This window comes from Rothia sp. ZJ932, from assembly GCF_016924835.1.
In the GTDB taxonomy this organism is placed as follows: domain Bacteria; phylum Actinomycetota; class Actinomycetes; order Actinomycetales; family Micrococcaceae; genus Rothia.
In genome coordinates, this window is the sequence record NZ_CP070480.1 from 119493 (window position 1) to 140726 (window position 21234).

At 53.6% G+C, this 21234-nt stretch carries 19 protein-coding genes and 3 tRNA genes; 17 read left to right on the plus strand and 5 right to left on the minus strand.

Annotation, left to right across the window (positions count from 1 at the left end; genetic code table 11):
• The first annotated feature begins 357 nt into the window (after window positions 1-357).
• Together JR346_RS00555 and JR346_RS00560 are read left to right on the plus strand one after the other, a co-directional pair.
• Window positions 358-1494, plus strand: coding sequence for a sensor histidine kinase (locus tag JR346_RS00555; RefSeq protein ID WP_205482534.1), 1137 nt, complete (start codon window positions 358-360; stop codon window positions 1492-1494).
• Between the two features lie 8 nt (window positions 1495-1502).
• The gene (locus JR346_RS00560) at window positions 1503-2162 is read left to right on the plus strand and encodes a response regulator transcription factor (protein WP_204877666.1); all 660 of its coding nucleotides are present in this window, start codon (window positions 1503-1505) and stop codon (window positions 2160-2162) included.
• Between the two features lie 113 nt (window positions 2163-2275).
• Here JR346_RS00560 and JR346_RS00565 read toward each other — a convergent pair whose 3' ends face one another.
• Window positions 2276-3757, minus strand: a complete 1482-nt coding sequence (locus tag JR346_RS00565; RefSeq protein WP_205482535.1) for an NCS2 family permease — start codon at window positions 3755-3757, stop codon at window positions 2276-2278.
• Between the two features lie 361 nt (window positions 3758-4118).
• Between JR346_RS00565 and JR346_RS00570 the strand changes: the two genes are divergently transcribed.
• Window positions 4119-4511, plus strand: coding sequence for a DUF2218 domain-containing protein (locus JR346_RS00570; protein ID WP_239478959.1), 393 nt, complete (start codon window positions 4119-4121; stop codon window positions 4509-4511).
• 255 nt (window positions 4512-4766) lie between these two features.
• Window positions 4767-6167 (plus strand): FAD-dependent oxidoreductase, encoded by a 1401-nt coding sequence (locus tag JR346_RS00575; protein ID WP_205482536.1) that lies wholly within the window; start codon window positions 4767-4769, stop codon window positions 6165-6167.
• Between the two features lie 104 nt (window positions 6168-6271).
• Here JR346_RS00575 and JR346_RS00580 read toward each other — a convergent pair whose 3' ends face one another.
• Window positions 6272-7597, minus strand: coding sequence for a D-arabinono-1,4-lactone oxidase (locus JR346_RS00580; protein ID WP_205482537.1), 1326 nt, complete (start codon window positions 7595-7597; stop codon window positions 6272-6274).
• 291 nt (window positions 7598-7888) lie between these two features.
• On the opposite strand from JR346_RS00580, the gene JR346_RS00585 reads away from it, so the two are divergent.
• From JR346_RS00585 to JR346_RS00615, 7 genes are all read left to right on the plus strand, one after another.
• Window positions 7889-8491, plus strand: coding sequence for an LGFP repeat-containing protein (locus JR346_RS00585; protein WP_205482538.1), 603 nt, complete (start codon window positions 7889-7891; stop codon window positions 8489-8491).
• Between the two features lie 180 nt (window positions 8492-8671).
• Entirely contained in the window at window positions 8672-9691 is a 1020-nt protein-coding gene (locus tag JR346_RS00590; RefSeq protein WP_205482539.1) for a universal stress protein, read from the plus strand.
• Between the two features lie 336 nt (window positions 9692-10027).
• Window positions 10028-10100, plus strand: a tRNA-Glu gene (locus tag JR346_RS00595).
• 56 nt (window positions 10101-10156) lie between these two features.
• Window positions 10157-10230: transfer RNA gene (locus tag JR346_RS00600), tRNA-Asp, on the plus strand.
• 57 nt (window positions 10231-10287) lie between these two features.
• Window positions 10288-10360: transfer RNA gene (locus JR346_RS00605), tRNA-Phe, on the plus strand.
• Between the two features lie 301 nt (window positions 10361-10661).
• Entirely contained in the window at window positions 10662-10901 is a 240-nt protein-coding gene (locus JR346_RS00610) for a helix-turn-helix transcriptional regulator (RefSeq protein ID WP_205482540.1), read from the plus strand.
• Window positions 10888-11475, plus strand: a complete 588-nt coding sequence (locus JR346_RS00615) for a hypothetical protein (RefSeq protein ID WP_204877659.1) — start codon at window positions 10888-10890, stop codon at window positions 11473-11475. The genes JR346_RS00610 and JR346_RS00615 overlap by 14 nt, the downstream gene beginning before the upstream one ends.
• A gap of 72 nt (window positions 11476-11547) precedes the next feature.
• On the opposite strand, the gene JR346_RS00620 is transcribed toward JR346_RS00615, so the two are convergent.
• Entirely contained in the window at window positions 11548-12342 is a 795-nt protein-coding gene (locus JR346_RS00620; RefSeq protein WP_205482541.1) for an exodeoxyribonuclease III, read from the minus strand.
• 69 nt (window positions 12343-12411) lie between these two features.
• On the opposite strand from JR346_RS00620, the gene JR346_RS00625 reads away from it, so the two are divergent.
• The 5 genes from JR346_RS00625 to JR346_RS00645 all read left to right on the plus strand — a co-directional run bounded on the left by JR346_RS00625 (window position 12412) and on the right by JR346_RS00645 (window position 17937).
• Entirely contained in the window at window positions 12412-13476 is a 1065-nt protein-coding gene (locus tag JR346_RS00625; RefSeq protein WP_205482542.1) for an enoyl-CoA hydratase/isomerase family protein, read from the plus strand.
• Between the two features lie 85 nt (window positions 13477-13561).
• Entirely contained in the window at window positions 13562-14332 is a 771-nt protein-coding gene (locus JR346_RS00630; protein WP_205482543.1) for an enoyl-CoA hydratase, read from the plus strand.
• 66 nt (window positions 14333-14398) lie between these two features.
• Window positions 14399-14704 carry a DUF6457 domain-containing protein gene (locus JR346_RS00635; protein WP_204877655.1) on the plus strand — a complete coding sequence of 102 codons (306 nt, stop codon included), beginning with the start codon at window positions 14399-14401 and terminating at the stop codon, window positions 14702-14704.
• A 2-nt stretch (window positions 14705-14706) separates the two neighbouring features.
• Complete coding sequence (fdhD, locus tag JR346_RS00640; protein ID WP_240333970.1) at window positions 14707-15543, plus strand: formate dehydrogenase accessory sulfurtransferase FdhD; 837 nt, start codon at window positions 14707-14709, stop codon at window positions 15541-15543.
• Between the two features lie 87 nt (window positions 15544-15630).
• Window positions 15631-17937, plus strand: a complete 2307-nt coding sequence (locus JR346_RS00645; protein WP_204877654.1) for an FdhF/YdeP family oxidoreductase — start codon at window positions 15631-15633, stop codon at window positions 17935-17937.
• Window positions 17938-18200: 263 nt separating this feature from the next.
• Here JR346_RS00645 and JR346_RS00650 read toward each other — a convergent pair whose 3' ends face one another.
• The gene (locus JR346_RS00650) at window positions 18201-19646 is read right to left on the minus strand and encodes a glyceraldehyde-3-phosphate dehydrogenase (protein WP_205482544.1); all 1446 of its coding nucleotides are present in this window, start codon (window positions 19644-19646) and stop codon (window positions 18201-18203) included.
• Between the two features lie 210 nt (window positions 19647-19856).
• Window positions 19857-20105, minus strand: coding sequence for a hypothetical protein (locus JR346_RS00655; protein ID WP_205482545.1), 249 nt, complete (start codon window positions 20103-20105; stop codon window positions 19857-19859).
• Window positions 20106-20234: 129 nt separating this feature from the next.
• On the opposite strand from JR346_RS00655, the gene JR346_RS00660 reads away from it, so the two are divergent.
• Window positions 20235-21173 carry a carbohydrate kinase gene (locus JR346_RS00660; RefSeq protein ID WP_205482546.1) on the plus strand — a complete coding sequence of 313 codons (939 nt, stop codon included), beginning with the start codon at window positions 20235-20237 and terminating at the stop codon, window positions 21171-21173.
• Window positions 21174-21234: the final 61 nt, after the last annotated feature.

Below are 21234 nucleotides of genomic sequence, written 5' to 3' on the forward strand. Positions count from 1 at the left end.
AAGTATGAGGCCGATCAAAAAACTCTTAGATAGTTCTGGGTGAGGTAACGGCGAACTAACTTTCTCGTAGGGTTCGCTAGAAATAACTAGGCAATTTATGTCAGACCTAGTCATTTTGCCTTTGCTGTGTTCCTCCGCCGTCAGAATTTTGAATAATCCTCTATTTAGTCATGGGAATTACCGGAAAATTAAATTTTCCGTGTGCTTTCAATCTAAACCTTCTGGTGCTTGTTCTGAAGATTTTGCTTGGAAGAGGGTACTTAAGTACTTTTGCCTTGATGATCAGCCTGGCAGAGGGGGAGTCTGCTATTCTCAATAGCAACAGATTCACTTCGTCCTGTCCATAAGAAGATACGTGTGCAGAGCATCAGCCTAACCTTCAAGCAACTAGCTTTCATTCCGGCACCACGCAGCATCAGGGTTGTTGCGCTCTGCGGTGCGTTTGCTCTGTGCTTCCTAGAAATCGCGTTTCATATCGATTACCTCTTGACCCCTTACGGCATGCAGGCTTTGGTTCTGGTTAGTCATTTTGCAGTTTGGGGGCTTCTTTTCTACAGGGGCAGTAGACTTTCTATACTGGTGTACTGGTCAGCTCTTCTTTTTGGCTCACTTGTTTTTGCTACCTACTCTGACTATTATTTTCTTTTCTCGCTTGCGGTCTTTCCTGCGGCGGTAGCTTTCAGCTCTGCTCGTAGCAACCTTGTGAATTTCTGTATTTTTTGTGTTGCACTTGTGGACGACGTCCAAGGCGCCAGCATTTTCAACGCCGTTGCTTTCGTATTGGTTAGTCTTTCCGTCTTTTTCTTCTTCCCGCTTGCTCTCAGGATTCATTGGGAACGCAGACTGCACGAAACTAAAGAGCGTGAAGTGTTTCAGTCTCTGACTGAAGAGAGTAATAAGGAATTAGCTAGAGAACTTCATGATGGGCTCGCGCGACATATTAGTTCCCTTACCTTGCAAGCAAATAAAGCTCTTGCCACCCAAGATATTGATGGTAAGAATGAGCTCTTGATAATGATGAGCAAACAGTCACGCGATGCCTTAGACGATTTACGGCGGATTATGCGTGTGTTGCGTAAAGAGCAAGATTTGGTGCCACGGTCTAATCTGACGGGTACTAGCATGAACCTCAACCACTTCCTGAATCAGAGGGTGGAAGACCTCCACGAAGAGGGGTTTACTATGCAGGTGCAAATAAATGACCTTGATTCAGTGCCGACCAGTCTTATTCCCACAGTGCAACGCATTATTAATGAACTATTTTTTAATATTAAAAAACACGCTGATCAGTTAGAAACTATTACCTTTTCAGCAATAGTTGAGGGGAAAATTTTAAGTATTAGTACCAGTAATCGAACTCGTAGTGTTCTGGGTGTTCCGGGTACACAGTATGGTCTGGCTGGAATTGCTGAGAGAATAGAGGTTCTTGGCGGTACTATCGACGCGAGCCGTAACCATTCTATGTGGAGAGTTCAGATTTCTCTCCCACTTTAGGACGTCCAGTGAAAAAGAAAATCACAGTAGTTGTTGTTGATGATGTACCCGAAGCGCTAGATGCTCTTGCTTTCTATATCACTTGTTACTCTGAGACTCTAGAACTTGTGGGTCAAGCTACTAATGGTATGGAGGCGGTAGAGCTCATTCGTGAGCTGCGTCCTGATGTTGTGCTTATGGATCTTCAGATGCCCGTGATGGATGGGATCCAGGCGAGCAAAATAATCCTTTGTGAGATTCCATCGACAAAAATTATTGCTGTGAGCACTTTCCATTCAGATGATTATGTGGTGCCAGCTTTGCAGGCAGGAGTACACGGCTATCTCCTTAAAGACTCTCTGCCTGATGAGGTCTATAACGCTATTATTTCTGCCGGACGTGGTCGTTCAACTGTTGATGCTAGGGCAATGCATAACCTTGTGTCTTCTCTGCCGCAGCCTCAGGCAGCGCCTGGGCAAGTGTGGAGTTCGCTCAGTAGTACTGAGCAGAGAATTACTGCTGCGCTCTGTAACGGAATGAGTAACCGTGAAATTGCCCGATATACCGGTTATGCGGAGTCAACAGTGAAGAACACATTGGTGCGTGTGATGGAAAAACTGGGGGTAAATAGCCGACTGCAAATTGCAGTTGAGGCGGGCAAGCACCGCTTTCCTGTTCGAGAGCTTTAGTTATAAGCGGTGGTTGTTCAGGGAAAGAAGAACAAAATTGGGCGATTTCTGTTCTTTGACAGTCAGCGAAAGAACAGAAATTGCCCAATGGTGGGGGTGAGGTTTAGAAAACCCTAGCCGTGCATCCAGCCTTCAATGACGCCCATGCCGAAGAAGATTAGGAAGGCGAGCGATACAACGTACATGATGGGGTGTACGTCTTTGCCTCGACCCTGAATTACGCGGATGAAGGTGTAAGCAACGAAGCCCGCACCAATGCCGTCTGCAATGGAGTAGGTGAAGGGCATCATAATGATGGTCAAGAAGGCAGGAATGCCCAAGCCCCAGTCAGCCCAATCAATGTGGATTGCCTGGCGAACCATCAAGAAACCAACTACTACCAGCGCCGGTGCAACCGCCTCGAAGGGCACAATGTTTACCAGCGGTGAGATAAAAACAGCTAGCAGAAAAAGCACACCGGTGACGATGTTGGCGAAGCCAGTGCGGGCACCTTCACCGATGCCGGTTGCTGATTCTACGAAGATCTGGTGGGCTGAGCTTGATGAGCCACCACCTGCGATAGAGCCTGCTGCGTCAATCAGTAGGACGCGGTCGATGTTCTCGATTTTGCCGTCGGTGTCGATGGTGCCGGCCTCGCTTGCCAGACCCACAGAGGTGCCCATGACGTCGAAGAAGACTGCCAGCAGAATAGCGAACATGAGCATGGTTGCGCCCAGAGCGCCGAGTGCGCTGCCCGCGAAGGCACCGGTCATATCAACTGCACCAATCAGTGACAGGTCGGGGGTGCCTACCCACTGGGTGGGAATAGCGGGGATCATCAGTGACCAGCCGGTAGCTGAGTCTAGGGAAGAACCTGAGGGTGAAACCTTTTCAAGAATGATCGCCAGAACCGTTGAGGTAACCACGCCAATGAGGATTGCACCGCGCACGTTGCGAATAAAGAGTGCAATGGTCAAAAACAGGCCGAAAAGGAAGACGAAGATCGGCCAGCCTTGCAGGTGACCACCGGCGCCGAAAGAAACGGGGACGGTGGTGCCCGCTGCGTCCGGCATGCGGCGTACGATGCCCGCATTAACCAGACCAATCAGAGCGATGAACAAGCCGATGCCCACCACAATCGCGGTTTTCAGCGACTCGGGAACAGCCTGAAATACTGCGCGGCGGAAGCCGGTGAGTACCAGAATCGCCATGACGATACCTGCCCAGACTACCAGACCCATAATTTGCGGCCAGGTGAGGTTGGGGGTGGTTGCAATGGTGGAGGCAAGCAGGGCGTTAACTCCCAGACCTGCTGCCATGGCGAAGGGCTGCTTTGCCCACAGACCCATGATGATGGTGAGGATGCCGGCAATCAGGGCGGTTGCTGCTGCAACGCGTTCTACGCCGAGGGTGTTGCCTGCCGTGTCGGGGCCAAGACCCAGAATCAGCGGGTTAAGTACCACAATGTAAGCCATCGCGAAGAAGGTGGCGAGACCGCCACGGAATTCGGTGGCGAGGGTTGAACCACGTTCGGTGATCTTAAAGTAGCGATCCAAGCCGTTCTTCGGCTGTGGCGCTGAAGCGGAAGCATGAGCCGCGGTGTTCTCAGAAGACATTCGTGAAAATCCGTAGATACTCGTGGGGTGTGTGCGCCCCAAAATGAAAAGAGCGTCCCGCTGCGTGCATCTTTACCCCAGTGATTGAGGGCCCGGCGGCACACAGTTGACGCTCAGAAATGACGTATCAATATTACGGGGCGTGAGCACTGCACCCCACCGTTTGGGCGGGGGTGCGGGGTGTGTTTGTTCTTACGGACGCGCGGGTTCGGTGTTGATGCGCGCCCGGTTCTCTAAGGTTTACCTAACTTTTCATTTCAGTAGGTGAACATCGCTATATTTTGGGCAGGCGTAGCGGTAGGCTCACTGGTGGGTTGATAAGCAATCATTGAAAGATAAAAAAGTAGAGAGGCTCTGTGATATGAGCGAAAGCTCCGAGCATATTTCTGGCTCCGCTGATGTGGTTGGTCTTGACTCGGCTAGGTACCCCGGTGTTGATGAGATGGATTTCGTGAGTGAAACCATTGTTGATACTGACCGTCCTGAGCGTTACGCCAAGCAGTTGGCGTCGCATTTTGGTCATAAGATTCCGTGCAATGAGATTGAGCATGGGCACCGCCTGATTTTTAACCGTGAGGGCATATTTGGTGGATATGCCGATATCGTTGTTGAGCCAATTGACGGTGTTAATCATCTCAAGCTTGTAATTTACGCACCTGATGCTGCTAAGCGTGAAAATCTTGCCGGCGTGGTGGGCAGGCACCTAGAGCGCTTTGGTGAAAAAGACAGCATTGAAGTGTACTGGGATTTCTAGGCTTCACGGCTTAGACACTGATGTGGGCAGTTACTGTCGCGGTGGGTAGTTCAGCTGCCTGTTTGCGTGGGTAATTGCCCGCTGTCGTAGGGTGCTGAGTGGGCACGTCCGCCCGTTTTTTGGGTTTTGTCTCACTTATGCCTTGGAATCGCGGGGTATGCTTGCTCCCGGTGGCGTGGGCACAAGTAGACTGGTGGGAATACGTAATTACATAAATAATTCGCGCCCTTGTCAGGGGGCTTGAAAGGATTTACTGTGTCTGAAGCTTTGCGCCCCTTGCGCGTTGCGGTTATTGGTGGCGGTCCGGCTGGTATTTACACCGCCGATATTCTCACCAAGTCTGAAGAGGTTCGCTCGGGTGAGGTGGAGGTTTCCATTGATATCTTTGACCGTTACCCTGCGCCTTTTGGTTTGATTCGTTACGGTGTTGCCCCTGACCATCCCCGCATTAAGGGCATCATTACCGCTCTGCACAAGGTGCTTGATCGCGGCGATATTCGCTTCTTCGGCAATGTTGATTACGGTACTGATCTGAACCTGGCTGAGTTGCGCGAACACTACGACGCAATTATCTTCGCTACCGGTGCTATTAAGGATGCGTCGCTGGATATTCCCGGCATTGGCCTTGAGGGTTCTTTCGGTGCGTCTGACTTCGTCTCATGGTATGACGGTCACCCCGATTACCCCCGCGAGTGGCCCCTGAACGCCAAGGAAATCGCGGTTATCGGTAACGGTAACGTGGCGCTGGACGTTGCGCGTGTGCTCTCTAAGCACGCCGATGACATGCTGGTGACTGAGATTCCCGATAACGTCTACGAGGGTTTGAAGAGCTCCCCGGTCACTGACGTTCACGTTTTCGGACGTCGCGGCCCGGCGCAGATTAAGTTCACCCCGCTTGAGCTGCGCGAACTTTCGCACTCACGCGACGTTGATATTGTTCTCTACGAAGAGGACTTCGAATTTGATGAGGCGTCGGACGCACTGGTTCAAGAAAACAACCAGGTCAAGACTATGATGAAGACCCTCACCACCTGGCTCACCGACCAGGAAGAGTCAGAGCAGACCGCTTCGCGTCGCTTGCACCTGCACTTCTTGCAGTCACCCGTTGAGGTCTTGGGTGAAGACGGCAAGGTCGTTGGCATCAAGATGGAACGCAACGAACTTGATGGCAAAGGCGGAGTCCGTGGCACCGGCGACTACACCGAGTACCCCATGCAGGCTATCTACCGTGCGGTGGGCTACTTCGGTTCAGAGCTGCCCGAGGTTCCCTTCGACGAGCGTCGCGGCATCATCAGCAACAACGAAGGTCGCGTCACCGATGAAAATGGTGAGCACATTCCCGGTCTCTACGCATCAGGTTGGATTAAGCGCGGCCCTGTAGGTCTCATCGGTCACACCAAGGGTGATGCGCTCGAAACCATTACCCACCTGCTAGAGGACCGCGAAAACCTCTACACCGCCACCGAACCCAACGCCGACGCCCTCACCGACTACCTCGATTCCAAGGGCATCGAATACACCACCTGGGAAGGCTGGCACAAACTCGACGACCACGAAAAAGCCCTCGGCGCAGCAGCCAAGGACGCCGCGGGGGAGCCGAGAGCCCGCGTTAAGGTAGTAGACCGTGAAGAGATGAAGAAAATCTCACGCGGCTAGATTCTTAGATTTAGCTAGGTTAGTTACCTCTAACCACTCACGCGAAGGGAGCTTTGGGCAGCTTCTGTACAGAAACTGCCCAAAGCTCCCTTTTATGTACCTGCTTAGCCCAGCAGAACTTTTTCGAGGTAGGGGTTTAAGAAGGTGCCGTGTGGGTCGAGTTCTTCGCGTAGTTGGGTGAAAAACTCAAACTCTGGGTAGAGCGTGCTGAGGGACGCGGCACCCTGAGTGTGCAGCTGACCCCAGTGGGGGCGTCCGCCGTGGGCTTTGAAGATGTCTTCGATGAATTTGAAAGTCTCAGTGTAGGGGAAGCGCCAGTATTCGCGTACTGAGATGAAGCCGGTCGGGCGTCCGTAGGCAGGCGAGAGCGGAATATTGTCTGCCGCCGCTGATCGCACCACGAGAGGGTAAGAGAGCGTGAAGGGAGCCTGGGGCAGAACCCCCCGCAGTTCGTCGAGCACACCCTGAATCTGCGTAATATCAAAGGCGTATTCCATGTTATTCTGGCGCACTCGGCGGTTGATGGTGAAAACCTCAGGCGCTAGATCGGCGTAGCGGCGGTTGCCTCGGCCCATAGCGGTTGCTACATGACTGACTTTCTGCGCGGCGGGAACTTTAGTGCCGAGCATCAGTAGCGGTTCAAAAATTCCGTTGTTCACAAGGGTGTCTCTGCCGTGGCGGCGCAGGCGGCTCAGCTGGGCGTAGTGGGGTTCAAAGCCTTCGGGCAGCAGTTGCAGGTGCGTGAGACGGCGGGTGCGTACTTTGTCAGAGCCGGGCATCCAGCTCACTTCGTAGTGGTCAGCGCCTTCGGAGCGTTCAACGAAGCTGGACATGATGGTGTTGTAGGCGTGGCGGCGTTCAGCGGTGTGCAGGCGGAACATTGGCACCACCCTAAAAGTAATGCTGACTAGCACACCCAAAGCGCCCAGACCCACTAGAGCTGCCCTGAAAATCTCGGGGTTGAGATCGTGTGAGCACTCCACCAGATCGCCCTCACTGCTAACCATCACGAAAGACTCTACCTGCGTGGCGATAATGCCATACCTCAGCCCGGTGCCGTGGGTGCCGGTGGTGACCGCGCCTGCCAGGGATTGCTCGCCCAAGCGTCCGAGATTCTCAAAAGCTAAACCGTAGTGGGCGAGTGTTTTATTAGCATCGAGGACGCTGGTGCCCGCCAAAAAAGTTGCGGTCAGTTGGTGTTTATCAATGTCAGTGAGACCCGTCAGAAAATCAAGGCGCATGAGCTGATCGGTGGGCTGGGCAATAGCTGACGATGATTTTGAGTACCCCACCACTTTCAGCTTCTTACCAGCAGTGGACGCGGCCGTCACCGCAGCTTGCACATCGGCAATTGATCGGGGAGTGAGCACCTGATCGGTGGTGAAAGTGTGCTGGTGTCCCCAGGTCGACCAGGTATGTTTTTCGCTCACAATAACTCCTTGAAACTGCGTTTGAGGTGCCTGTAGCAGGTGAACCTTTTCTTGTTTCTATTGTGACATTCTTAGCGCCAGATGAACTGTTGGCAGGGCAAAAACAGGGCAATCGCGGTTCCATAAGGGTTGCTGGGAGTATGCGGGGTATACAATCACAATCCGATAAAAAGGGTTTTGACGGGGGCGCTGTTGTGCTGAAATGGGTTTAAAGAGAAAAGTTTTCGATTAACCGTAAAGCGCGGTGCTGGAAGTGTTATTTGCAGCGCTGCAATGAAAGGGGAATCCCCGATGACTATTTTAACTCGAACCAAGGTCTTGAAGACTGCTGCAGCAGCGGTGGGTGTCGCGTCCGCTCTGACTGCTGGACTCATTGCCCCCGCTCACGCGGTAGAGCCGGTCGAGAACCCGGCAGTCAGCTCGCCTGCTGCAGCCCAGCCAACCGGTAACGCTTACTACCAGCCTTTCGACGGTGGGGTGCATGTAAGGCATGATTTTCTGGGAACCCACACCGTTCGGGGCGGAATTTTCGCGGCATGGCACACCAACCACTCCCTCACCGCCCGCGGTGCCAGCCAAGTCTCTGACCTCATGCCTACCACCAACGAAACCCCTATTGCTGGAGGTTTCCAGCAAGCCTTTGGTCTAGCCAATCAGGGCCGCGGCTACTACTTCTGGAGCGAGGCAACCGGCGCCCACTTCGTTGATCTCGATACCGCAGCCGGTCAGTTTTACATCAAAAACGGCGGCCCCCAAGAACTGGGCTTCCCCACCGGCGAGGTTGTCACCGTTGATGGTGTGAGCGTCCTACCCACACAGTACGGCGCTTTCACCGCCACCTTCAAAGACGGTGCAGCGATCGCCCAGTTCATACCCAACCCGGCGGGTAACTAAGCACGTCATCACCCGGTGCTCAAACGCTGTTCAACTCCACCGAAATATTCAGTCACACCGGGGCGCAGGTGTGTTCTAAGTCAACAAACAGGACTACACTTGAAAGTAGAAAGCCCCCGGTGCTCACGGGTAAAGGCGCTCGCACCGGGCAGAAGTCCTCTTATAGAAGGAGCCCTAGCCATGACCGCTGAATCTCACGAATCCTTTGGCGTACAAGCCGTAAGAAACCGCACTAACGAGGCTGACTTAGCCAATATCTCCGGTGAAATCATCGTTGGTCTTGACGGTTCAGAGCAGAGCTACGGCGGACTTCTATGGGCAGCCCACGAGGCGAAGCTACGCCAGGTGCCCCTGCGTATTGTGACTGCTTACTCCCTGCCAGTATTTACCGGTAGCGGCTTCGACTCAGGCTACACCGTTGTTGATGAAGAAGTACTTGAAGAGGGCGTCGCGCAGATTCTCGATGAAGCCCAGAAGCGCCTTGTCGCTCTCGCCGATGAGGTTGAGCTGCGCACCAGCGTCCAAACCGGCGATGCTTCAGTGATTTTGCTGGAACTCTCTAAGAGAGCTGAGCTGATGGTTGTCGGTTCTCGCTCGCACGGTTCTTTCTTGGGTCGTCTGCTAGGTACGGTTTCTACCTCTCTACCTGCTCACTCGCACTGCCCGACTGTTGCAGTTCCGCAGTCTTACGCTGAGAAAATCGCTGACAACCCCGCGGTTCTCAATGAAAAGCAGCCGGTGGTTGTGGGTTCTGACGGTTCTGATCAGGCGCGTATAGCGATGCTCAAAGCGGCAGAAGAAGCTGAACGCCGCGGTGTGAAGTTGGTGTTGGTTAATGCTTTGGCACCGTACACGGGCGCTCTTAACTGGGTTCCTGCGGCGGTTGATTTCGAAGCTGTATACCGCGAGATTGCTGCTCTGCAGCGCAAAGCTGCCGAATGGATCCGCAGTTACTTTCCCTCTCTTGAGATTGAGTTCAAACTTATCGACGGCTCACCAGCACAGGTTTTGGTTGAAGAGGGTAAGAACGCTTCACTCATGGTGGTGGGCACACGCGGACGCGGCGGCTTGGCGGGTATGGTGCTGGGCTCGACCTCTCAGGGCGTACTGCACCACGCGCATACTCCTCTCATGGTCGTCCCTGAGCTGGAAGATTCCCGCATTGAGAATGCTCCCTCCGCAGATATCACCTGGGGCTAGGGAACGCATATAGACAAAGTTTTCTAAAGCTGAAAACAGCAGGGTAGCGTCGGCGATGTTCTTATGGTGAGTGCATCGGCGGGCTATCCTGCTGTCTTTTAAAAATTTGAGAAATTTTTGGAAGAAATTTATCTGCTCTAAATGTTGGCTTTGGTTAGGGTAAATAGTTTTCTGTGTAAAGTATATTTGCAATTTTTTGTGCTCTGGGTAACCAAAAAGCACCGTTTGGGGTGGGTTTTGGCTATTTTTCGATTTGCGCGGTCTTTTAATCTCCCGTAGAGTATTACTTGTTCGAGCGACGAACCGAAGAAAATAAAGTTCGAAGTTAGCGAATAGGCCCCCATCGTCTAGCGGCCTAGGACGCCGCCCTTTCACGGCGGTAACACGGGTTCAAATCCCGTTGGGGGTACAGTGAATCTTGCGAAAGATTCACGGCCTTATTCAAAACCTCGGTTTTGAATGTTAGGCCCCGTAGCGCAGTTGGTTAGCGCGCCGGCCTGTCACGCCGGAGGTCGCGGGTTCAAGTCCCGTCGGGGTCGCTCCGACCGCGTATTCTTTCGAGAATCGCGGTTGTGGCATATCTAAGCGATGTGCCTGGCTCTGTAGCTCAGTTGGTAGAGCGTGCGACTGAAAATCGTAAGGTCACCGGATCGACGCCGGTCGGAGCCACGAACCTATTCCCCAGGCTTCTACAGTGGGAATAGGTTCTTCCCAATTAACGGGAAAATTTTTCAAGCCCTAGCGGTTACCTTGTATGAGGTGAAGCGCGAGGGCTTTTTCTTTTTAAGTTTTACCTCTTCTGTTCTTGCGATTCTCCTTTAATTGCATGATTCACCCCGTGTGTATGGGCGAATCGTGCATCTAAAGGTGACTTACGGGTTTGCTGCCACTTGAAAGCGTATCGTTTTTCGATATGCTTAACCATATCGAATATCAATATGTTAAGGGCTAAGAAAGGACGTGAGGACGCGTGCCACCGCTTGAAGAGCACCGCATCAGGTGTCACCTGGACGAGCTGCTAGAGCAGCGCTCTATGAGCTTGGTGGAGCTTTCAGACAGGGTGGGCATCTCCGTCGCTAACCTTTCGATCCTTAAAAATAACCGTGCCAAAGCAGTTCGATTTTCAACTCTTACCGCTTTGTGTGAGGTGCTGGGTTGCGCACCGGGTGACCTATTTTCTCTGGAAGGAGAGGCTCATGTTAAAGGTTAAAGATTATTTTGGGTGCAATGCCCAAGAGGCTCAGCCCGCTGAAAACCACTTCTCTCTGCCGCTTGTATATAGCGGTGCGCTTCTAGTGTTTTTTGCTTATCTGGCGCTTCTGCAATGGCCTGCGTCTGGTATTCCCTCAGCCTTGCAACAGTACAACCTGCAACTTGAAGGCGGTACTTACTGGGTTGCTGATAAAGACCTACCTGCTTATGCGAAGGTTCTGGCATGGGTTGCTTTCGCCTGGAAGTTCTTTATCTACATCACGCTTACAGCGCTCATGTACCGGTTGGCACGTACCTTTTACACCAAGGCTGACTTTACTTCTCGCGTCTTCAAGACCCTGAAAGCAGCTCAGCTGACTTTACTCATTGGCATGATCGTTTATTCAATACTGGTGCATTTTGTGGGACGCGCAGTACAGCAGGCAAGCGGGTTAGCTGAATTTACGCAGATACCCACTTTCCTTTCAGACCAGGGTTTGCTGACTTTTCTTTTCTTGGTAGCGCTCTTCTTTATCGAGGGTGCGCTGCACCGTGGGCTGACGCTACAGGAGGACGTGGACGCCACCATCTAGCTTCCTGCTTCCCGCTGCGCGCCCACTGGCGCCGAGATCCTGATTTATCGCTGAGCCGGTTGCGGGGAGAGCCTAGCTCAGCTCCACTACTACGGGAGTATGATCGGACGCACCCGAACCGGCACGTTCGTCCTTATCAATGAACGCACCGCTCACGCGCGCAGCTAATGCGGGAGAGAGTAACTGAAAATCGATGCGCATGCCTTCATCTTTAGCGAAGCGCCCCGCCTGGTAGTCCCAGTAGGTGAAGCCGGGGGCGCGTTCGCGCACCGGATCAACCAGCCCGGTGTCTAAAAACCCGTTAAAGGCATCGCGCTCAGGGGCAGAGATATGTGTGAGTTCGTTGTCTAAAAAGTACTGGACGTCCCACACATCTTCATCGCGTGGTGCCACGTTCCAGTCACCCACTAGGGCAAATTCTGCGGCAGAATCAGCATTAAGCCAGGTTTCAACATTACCGCGCAGAGCATCCAGCCAACGCAGCTTGTAATCCATATGCGGGTCGGTGAGTCCGCGCCCATTGGGCACATAAAGACTCCACACCCGCACCCCACCGCAGGTTGCACCTATAGCGCGGGCCTCCAAAACCTCGTCCTCACCGGGCTTACCGAACACCGGCTGATTCTCGAAGCCGCGCTGAACGTCCTCAAGACCTACGCGCGAGGCAATGGCAACACCGTTCCACTGGCTGAGCCCAAAATGCGCTACCTCGTAGCCCATGAACTCAAAAATCTCTGACGGAAAATTGACGTCCGTACATTTGGTTTCTTGAATGGCGAGCACATCGACGTCACTGCGCTCTAACCATTCTTCAACGCGTTCGGCGCGGGCACGCAGAGAGTTCACATTCCAGGTAGCAATTTTCATGGTTTTAACCCTACCCGAACCGCGAAAACCGATAGTCTGGGTTAAGAAGTCATTGTAGGAGAGGTTGCTATGTCTGAAGAATCGCTAGTACTGGTCGAGGTGCGTGGAGGTCTTGGGGTTATCACCCTCAACCGTCCACGCGCGGTCAACGCCTTGAACTATGAGATGCTGAAAAGTGTTGATGGTGCTCTGACTGATTTCGAGAGTAATGAGGGCGTACACGCTGTGCTGATTCGCGGTGCGGGGGAGCGTGGGTTGTGCGCCGGTGGCGATGTTGTCTCTTTGTACCGCGCTATCGAAGAAGAGAACTTTGCTTTTGCTGAGGATTACTTCCGCGTGGAGTACACCCTCAACCACCGTATAGCTCATTACCCCAAGCCCTACATCGCTTTGATGGACGGGTTGGTGCTCGGCGGCGGTATTGGTGCATCAGCGCACGGTTCGCACCGCATTGTCACCGAGAACACTAAAGCTGGTATGCCCGAAACGGTGATTGGTTTTAGCCCCGATATTGGTGGTTTGAATATTTTGGCGCGCGCTCCTCACCACTTTGGCACGGCGATGGCGCTCACCGGTATTCATGTGGGTGCGGCGGACGCCCTGGCAGTGGGCTTGGCTGACTACTTTATTCCTGTTGAGAGGCTGGATGAACTGCAAGAAGCTCTCACACAGGTAAGTGGTGCCGAGCAGGTTACCCGAACCATTGAGCAGTTCACGCAGGACGCCGGTGCTTCAGCTTTTGAAGAAAATAAGGAGTGGATCGAGGCTGCCTTTAGCAAGGAGAACCCCCAGCAGATTGCGGATACGTTGAAGAAGGCGGCGCAGGGGGAATCAAGCAGTCTTGCTGAGGAGTTATATGCGTCCATTTTGCGTAACAGCCCCACGGGCGTGAAGACTGCCCTGAAAGCCATTCGTCGTGCCGAGGGTCAGAGTTTGGCGCAAACGCTAGAGCAGGATTATTTGACCTCCTGCAATGCTTTGCGTGCTCACGATATGCGCGAGGGAATTCGCGCTCAGGTGGTTGATAAAGACCGCAACCCGGTGTGGGAGCCCGCTTCTTTTGATGAGGTGAGTGACGAGCTGGTGGAGAGCTTCTTTGCACCGCTGAATGAAGATGAAGATTTGAAGTTGTAACTATGGGTGTGGGCAAAAATTGTTGGTTTGTATCTAACAGGCAACAATTTTTGCCCCTTTTTGTTGTGGGAAAGAAAGGGAGGTTATGTACGAGAATATTTTGGTTGAAACCCGCGGGCGCGTAGGAGTTATTACCCTCAATCGCCCCAAGTCGCTGAACGCTTTGAATGAGGCAAGTATGCGTGAGGTTGTCGCTGCTGCTCGGGAGTTTGATTCTTCTACCGAGATTGGCGCAATAGTGTTGGCAGGTAGCGAGAAGGCTTTTGCTGCCGGTGCTGATATTAAGGAGATGGCTCCGCAGAGTGCTACCCAAATGTTTGCCGCTGACTGGTTCGCGCACTGGGAGGGTTTGACGAGCGTGCGGACGCCCGTGGTCGCTGCCGTACGCGGTTATGCCTTGGGCGGTGGGTGTGAGCTGGCGATGATGGCTGATGTGCTGGTGGCTAGTGAGGATACTACGTTCGGTCAGCCCGAGATTAATCTAGGTATCATGCCCGGCATGGGTGGTTCGCAGCGTCTGACCCGCGCTGTCGGTAAGGCTAAGGCGATGGACATGATTTTGACCGGTCGAATGATCGGCGGGTCAGAGGCAGAACGTATTGGTTTGGTTTCCCGTTTGGTAGAGGATGAGCAGGTGCTTTCCACTGCTCTAGAGGTTGCTGAGACCATTGCGGGTAAGTCAAAGCATGCCTCCCAGGTTGCTAAAGAAGCGGTAAACACCGCTTTTGAAACCACACTGGCTCAGGGGCTGCTCTTTGAGCGCCGTGCCTTCCATGCCCTGTTCGCCAGTGAGGATCAGAAAGAGGGCATGGCTGCTTTCGTTGAAAAACGTGAGGCTGACTTCAAACACCGCTAAATTGATGTACCCCGCCTATTACGCAATATTTTCGTCTGCTCTCGTTTTCTCGGTAAAGTAAAGTGCATGACTACTAAGCAGCCAGATGACCTGGCTAATGCGCGTTTATTTCTTGCCGAGGTTGCGGGTGACCTCGATCTTGATGCGCAGATGATTGAGGACGCGATGCCCTACTTGCTGGGTATGACCAAGCACGTGGCGCATCGGGCGGTTCGACCGGCGGCACCTTTGGCAGCGTTTTTGGTGGGGTACGCATCCGCCCTCGCCGCACAAGATACTGACGGTAGCACCCTTGAAACGGTGCGCTCCAAAATCGGTAGCGTCGAGAAAGCACTGGAACAGTGGGTTGAACCTAGGGAGGGTGAAAAGTAACCGTGGGCAGAATTAATATCTCGGTGGCTACCACCAAGGTCACTCGTAACGCTGATGGCTCGTTTAGCTACAACAAGCGCGGCGATGCAGTGACAGCCGAGGAACCCCTAGAAATCAGGCTCAGCGGCACCACCATTACCACCACCATGCGCACCCCCGGTCACGATATTGAGCTGGCGCACGGCTTCTTGCACTCAGAGGGCATGATTCATTCGGCGCAGGACGTCACCAACGCCCGCTACTGCGCCGGAGCTACCGGCCCCGACGGACAAAACACCTATAACGTTCTTGATATCACTCCCATCAGCACAGTACGCGCGCCGGGTCTTGAGAACCTGCGCCTGACGGTCACCAACTCAGCCTGCGGCGTGTGCGGTTCAACGTCTATCGACCAGATTATGCACAAGGCCCACCGCCCGATTGCACCGGTGAAACTAGACCCCGAGACGATTCTTCAACTACCCGAGATTCTGCGCAAAGAACAGAAACAATTTCGGCGCACCGGTGGCATTCACGCGGCGGGCGTTTTTGAGCCGGACGGCACCCTGATTGTCGCCCGCGAAGATATCGGACGCCATAACGCCGCTGACAAGGTCATCGGTCACCTCATGCTTGAGGACTCTCTCGACACCCCCGGACGCATTTTGGTCATGAGCTCGCGCGCATCCTTTGAACTCGTGCAAAAGGCGATTATGGCAGGTTTCTCGGCACTGGTTACCGTCAGCGCAGCCTCCTCACTTGCCGTTGATTTGGCGCGCGAAGCCGGTCTCACCCTCGTCGCTTTTGCCCGTGAAGACCGCTTCAACCTCTACTCCGGTGAACTTGCCGAGGCGTCATAAATGTCCAAAAACTAAGCCTGTCTAGTAATCTTTAAAAGAAGCTCGAAAGATACATCCCACGCCCCACAAACTGTTAGGTATAGAGCTATGAATGCACCTTTAGAATCAAATCTTCCTACTGTCAGCCGGGTTAGCGAAGAAGCTAATGCTTTTGACAACCCCAAAGTAACCCATCGCGAAAAGGCTGCTGCCGGTATTCCTGGCGTTTTGCACGCGATGCAGCACGCTATTCCTGCGCGCGGTCTGCTACCCCTGATTAACATGAACAAGCACGGTGGCGTTGACTGCCCCGGTTGTGCATGGCCTGAGCCTAACCAGAAAGACCTCAACATTGTTGAGTTCTGCGAAAATGGTGCTAAGGCTGTTGCTGAAGAGACCACCCCTGATCGCGCTACCGCCGATTTCTGGGCTGCTCACACTATCAGCGATTTGCAGAACCAGACCGATCACTGGCTGGGCAAGCAGGGTCGTATCACCGAGCCCATGTACTATGATCGCGCATCAGGCGATGAGCACTACCGCCCCATCAGCTGGGAAAAAGCGATTTCACTGATCTCAGAGCAGCTGAAGAAGACCGACCCTAAGAAGGCTGTTTTCTACACTTCAGGACGCGCGTCCAACGAAGCTGCTTACACCTACCAGCTGCTTGCCCGCCGCCTGGGTTCAAACAACCTGCCCGACTGCGGTAACCTCTGCCACGAATCAACCGGTAGCGCACTGTCACAGACCCTGGGGCTGGGCAAGGGCTCTATCACCATGAATGATCTTGAAACCACAGACCTGTACTTCTCGGTGGGTCAGAACCCCGGCACCAACCACCCGCGTTCGCTGACCTCTTTCACCAAGATGAAAGAGAACGGCGGCAAGATGGTAGTGCTGAACCCTATGCCCGAGACCGGTCTGATGGCGTTCAAGGAACCCCAGTCCATTAAGGGTGGCTTGGGTATTGCTGAGAAGTTGGCGGACGAGTACCTGCAGGTTCGTCTTGATGGCGACCGCGCTTTCTTCCAGCAGCTTAACCGCGAACTGATTCGCCGTGACGCTATTGATCACGTATTCATTGAGAAGTTCACCTCTGGTTTTGAAGAGACCGTTGAGCACCTGATGAGCCTCGATGATGCTGAGCTGGAGCGCGGCTCAAACATCTCAGCTGCCAAGGTTTCACAGATTGCTGACATGGTTGAGAAGGCTGGCTCTGTGATTGTTGGTTGGACCCTCGGTGCGACCCAGCACAAGAGTGCCGTTGCAACTTTGCGCGAAATCGTTAACTTCTTGCTACTGACCGGCAACATCGGTAAGCCCGGTGCGGGCACCGCCCCCTTCCGCGGTCACTCCAACGTTCAGGGCAACCGCACCGTGGGCATCTGGGAAAAGATGCCTAAGCGTTTTATGGACGCTCTGCAGGACTACTTCGGTTTCGATGTTCCCCGTGAGTTCGGTTTGGATACCGTTGATTCACTGCGTCAGATGCGCGATGGTGAAAACCAGTTCTTCATGTCTTTGGGCGGTAACCTGGTGCGTGTTGCATCAGATACCAGCGCCTGTGAACGTGCAATGACCCAACAGGAAATGACCGTTCACCTCTCCACCAAGCCCAACGGTTCACACGCTTGGCCCGGTGAGAAGTCCTTGATTCTGCCCGTGCTGGCTCGTACCGATGTTGATATGCAGAAGTCAGGCCCGCAGCAGATTACCGTTGAGAACTCAGCTGGCGTGGTGTCAGCGTCTATCGGTAAGCGCACTGCTAATAAGGATCTGAACCTCAAGTCTGAGGTCGATATCATTTGCTCTATCGGTCGCGAGACCTTCGGGGACGATTTCTGGCAGCCCATGATCGACGATTACAGCGTAATCCGTGACGCGATTGAGGGCACCATTCCCGGTTTTGAGCGCTACAACGAGCGAATGAAGAAGCCTGGTGGTTTCTACCTGCCCAACGGCCCGCGTCAGCGCGTTTTCAATACCTCTGACGGTAAGGCTCACCTGACCGTGAACCAGCCTGCTGTTCTTGAGGTTCCCGAAAACCACTTCTTGATGTCAACCGTTCGCTCGCACGACCAGTTCAACTCAACCATGTACGGTTTGAACGACCGCTACCGTGGTATTCATAACGGTCGTCGCGTTGTCTTTATGCACAAGGACGATATCGCGGCGCAGGGTATGCGTAACGGTGATTTGGTAGACATCGTTTCGGTCTGGGAGGACGGCGAGCGTCGTGCGCCTAACTTCCGCGTGGTGGAGTACGATCACGCCCGCGGTTGCGTCAGCACCTACCTGCCCGAAGCCAACGTTCTGGTTCCTCTTGATTCCACTGCGGACGAGTCAAATACCCCCGTCTATAAGTCAGTTCTGGTTCGCTTGGAACCCCTGGGCAAGAACGCTGCGGACGCCTAAAAGCAAGGTCATTCTCACTGCTAAGTACCGTGTGAGTTAGCCCCAAAACGGCACCTAAAAACCCCGGTTCTTTCCTGAATCCTGTATTCAAGAGAGGGTCGGGGTTTTTAGCGGACGGGGTGAATGCTGAAAGTAATTAAAAAGGGGCTACCCTCTCCACTACTCTCATGCCGGCATCTCGCCGGGAGGTAGAAAGATAAGGTAGCCCCTTTCACTCCGAGAGCGTTAGTGTCGCGGGTGGTGCTGCCGCCCCGCTGACGCTTCTAGCTCTCGGCGCGCGGGAAGGTGGGGGTGGTGCGTCCTGCCATTGACTCAAGCACGCGAATTACCTGGCAGGAGTAACCGAACTCGTTGTCGTACCAGACGTACAGCAATACATTCTTGGGAGTCACAATAGTTGCTAGCCCATCGACAACACCGGCGGCACGCGAACCTACAAAGTCGGTGGAAACAACCTCGTTAGAATCGGTGTAGTCAATCTGGCGACGCAGCTTAGAGGTCAAGGACGCCTCACGCAGCAAGGTGTTCAGCTCGTCCTTATCAGCGGGGAGCTTCTCAAGCTGCAGGTTCAGAATCGCCATTGACACATCGGGGGTGGGCACGCGAATAGCGTTGCCGGTGAGCTTACCCTCCAGCTGTGGCAGTGCCTTCGAGACAGCTTTAGCCGCACCGGTTTCGGTAATCACCATATTCAGTGCAGCCGAGCGTCCGCGGCGGTCACCCTTGTGGAAGTTATCAATCAGGTTCTGATCGTTCGTGAATGAGTGAACGGTCTCAACGTGACCATGCTCAACGGTGTATGCATCGTCAAGAACCTTTAACACCGGGGTAATAGCGTTGGTGGTACACGAGGCTGCCGAAACAACGAGGTCAGAATCTTCGATGGTGTCATCGTTGACGCCGCAGACGATGTTCTTCATGCCCTTACCGGGTGCGGTGAGCAGCGCACGCTTGACGCCCTTAGACTTTAGGTGCTGACCCAGGCTCTCTGCATCACGCCAACGACCGGTGTTATCAACAATAATCGCGTCATTAATACCGTAGGCAGTGTAGTCAATATCAGCAGGATCAGAAGCGTAAATGAACTGAATCGGGGTGCCGTTGGCAATAATAATGTTGTTCTCTTCATCAACGCGAATAGTGCCCTTGAACGCCCCATGCACTGAGTCACGGCGCAGCAAAGAGGCACGCTTGAACAAATCAACGTCTGAATTCTTACGTACCACCACAGCGCGCAAATTCAGCTCAGACCCTGAAGAACGTTCAAGTAGAATACGTGCCAGCAGACGACCGATGCGTCCAAAACCGTAGAGCACTACGTCCTGCGGAGCCTGCTCATTCTTGCCCTTGCCGTCAATCACTTCAGCCAACTCTTCGCGCAACCACGCCTCAAGATCAGCGGAGTCAGACTTTTCAAAAGCGTGCCACAGCGCAGCAATATCAATAGAACACGCCCCCAAATTCAGGCCCTGCAGAGAGTTAAGAACTTTCAGGGAATCACTGGGGTTCAGCTCCACAGTGTCAATCTGGCGGGCAAAACGGTGAGCCTTGAGAATCTGAATAACAGACTTATTAATCAGGCTTCGTCCGTAGATGCTCACAACCACATGGTTTTCGCGGTTGAGCTTACCAATCAGAGGAATCATTGCCTCTGCTTCTGCTTCGCGTGCTACCCACTGGTCACGGGCTTGTGCGGGAGAAATAGTCACTGGTCTCAGACCTACTTCCTCGGTTCTGCCTCATTGCAGAACCGGTAGAGCACACTAGGGTGCGGTGTGATGAGCGGATCCAACTCGCATCATTCAACGATTAGGCGACCGAATCGTCGTTGAAACGAGCGCTACTTCTAGCTTATCGGTTGCTTACAACAGAAATCATTAAAACGGAGGGTGTTTTAGAAAAACAGGTGAAGCAAAGAGTTATGCCGGACGCTCACCATTGAGGTCGAGGTACTCACGCACCTCAGGTGCCGCGAGTGGGTTCTGCGGGTGATCGAGACGCACCGAACGCAATTCGTGGATGCTGAGGTAATAGTTTTCGAGATCAGCAAGGTGACGCGCGATCGCGTCACTGACAAGTTCGGAGACGGCTACGCCTGCGCGCACGCTAATGTTCTCCAGCCGTTCAACGAGGGAGTCATCTAAGGGCACAGACAGAATTTTTTCCATAATTTAAATGCTACAAAAAACTACCCCGAAGCTAGGCGTTACCCACCGTCTATAGACATAAGTGGGGTAAAGAAGATGCGTCTTACCTAACTGTAGGATCCACTTCACAGTCGCTGATAAAATGAGTTCATGTTGACTGTGATTGGTGAAGCCCTCGTAGATATTGTTAAGCGCCCCGGAGAGCCGGAGCACGCCCACCCCGGTGGTAGTCCCATGAACGTTGCCGTGGGGGTCAGCCGCTTGGGTCACCATGCTCAGTTCATTGGTCGTTACGGCGCCGATGATAACGGCGAGATGATTGACAAACACCTCAAAGACTCCGGCGTCATTCTGCCGGTGGGTGCCGACCAGAAGAAAACCTCAACAGCCCAAGCAAACATCAGCGAGACCGGTGCCGCTGACTACGAGTTCGACATCGACTGGTCGCTGGACGCCGCAGCCGATGCCCTTGCCGAGGTCGCCCGTGCCGCGTCCGCCATCCACGTTGGCTCTATCGGGGCAATGCTTGAGCCCGGCGCTTCAACCGTCGTAGAAACCATCAAAGCTGCCGATAATCACGCACTAATTACCTATGACCCCAACTGCCGCCCGACGATTATTCCTGATTCATCGGTTGCCCGCGCCTGGGTTGATCGAGTAGTTGCTCACGCCGATGTTATCAAGGCAAGTGATGAAGATATTCTGTGGCTCTACCCGCACCGCACCCTCGAAGAGAGCGCCGTTGCCTGGTTAGAAGCCGGCGTGAACCTTGTGGTGGTTACCCGTGGCGAGATGGGGCCTTGGGCTGTTAACAGCCAAACCCGTGACGTCGGTGTTGCTGTTCCCGCTCACCGGGTTGAGGTTGCAGACACCGTAGGTGCGGGCGATTCTCTCATGGCAGCGCTCATCGCCAACCTACTCGACCGGGGAATTGAGGGGGCAGAAGCCAGCGCCAAGCTCGACGCGCTGACCGCCGAAGACCTCACCGAGATCCTGACCTTCTCAGCTACTGCCGCTGGAATTACCGTCTCACGTGCAGGCGCTAACCCGCCCACCCGCTCTGAACTGATGCAGGTCTTGGGCAACTAGTTACTCGTTTCGCGCCATCTACTACACTGAAATCTAATTGCTAATCCCGTAACTCAAAGGA

Excerpts from the sequence above, each read along its gene's own strand:
- JR346_RS00565 (WP_205482535.1), bottom strand. The coding sequence starts at position 3,757 with ATGTCTTCTGAGAACACCGCGGCTCATGCTTCCGCTTCAGCGCCACAG.
- JR346_RS00570 (WP_239478959.1), top strand. The coding sequence starts at position 4,119 with ATGAGCGAAAGCTCCGAGCATATTTCTGGCTCCGCTGATGTGGTTGGT.
- JR346_RS00585 (WP_205482538.1), top strand. The coding sequence starts at position 7,889 with ATGACTATTTTAACTCGAACCAAGGTCTTGAAGACTGCTGCAGCAGCG.
- JR346_RS00590 (WP_205482539.1), top strand. The coding sequence starts at position 8,672 with ATGACCGCTGAATCTCACGAATCCTTTGGCGTACAAGCCGTAAGAAAC.
- JR346_RS00615 (WP_204877659.1), top strand. The coding sequence starts at position 10,888 with ATGTTAAAGGTTAAAGATTATTTTGGGTGCAATGCCCAAGAGGCTCAG.
- JR346_RS00620 (WP_205482541.1), bottom strand. The coding sequence starts at position 12,342 with ATGAAAATTGCTACCTGGAATGTGAACTCTCTGCGTGCCCGCGCCGAA.
- JR346_RS00625 (WP_205482542.1), top strand. The coding sequence starts at position 12,412 with ATGTCTGAAGAATCGCTAGTACTGGTCGAGGTGCGTGGAGGTCTTGGG.
- JR346_RS00630 (WP_205482543.1), top strand. The coding sequence starts at position 13,562 with ATGTACGAGAATATTTTGGTTGAAACCCGCGGGCGCGTAGGAGTTATT.
- JR346_RS00635 (WP_204877655.1), top strand. The coding sequence starts at position 14,399 with ATGACTACTAAGCAGCCAGATGACCTGGCTAATGCGCGTTTATTTCTT.
- JR346_RS00645 (WP_204877654.1), top strand. The coding sequence starts at position 15,631 with ATGAATGCACCTTTAGAATCAAATCTTCCTACTGTCAGCCGGGTTAGC.
- JR346_RS00655 (WP_205482545.1), bottom strand. The coding sequence starts at position 20,105 with ATGGAAAAAATTCTGTCTGTGCCCTTAGATGACTCCCTCGTTGAACGG.
- JR346_RS00660 (WP_205482546.1), top strand. The coding sequence starts at position 20,235 with ATGTTGACTGTGATTGGTGAAGCCCTCGTAGATATTGTTAAGCGCCCC.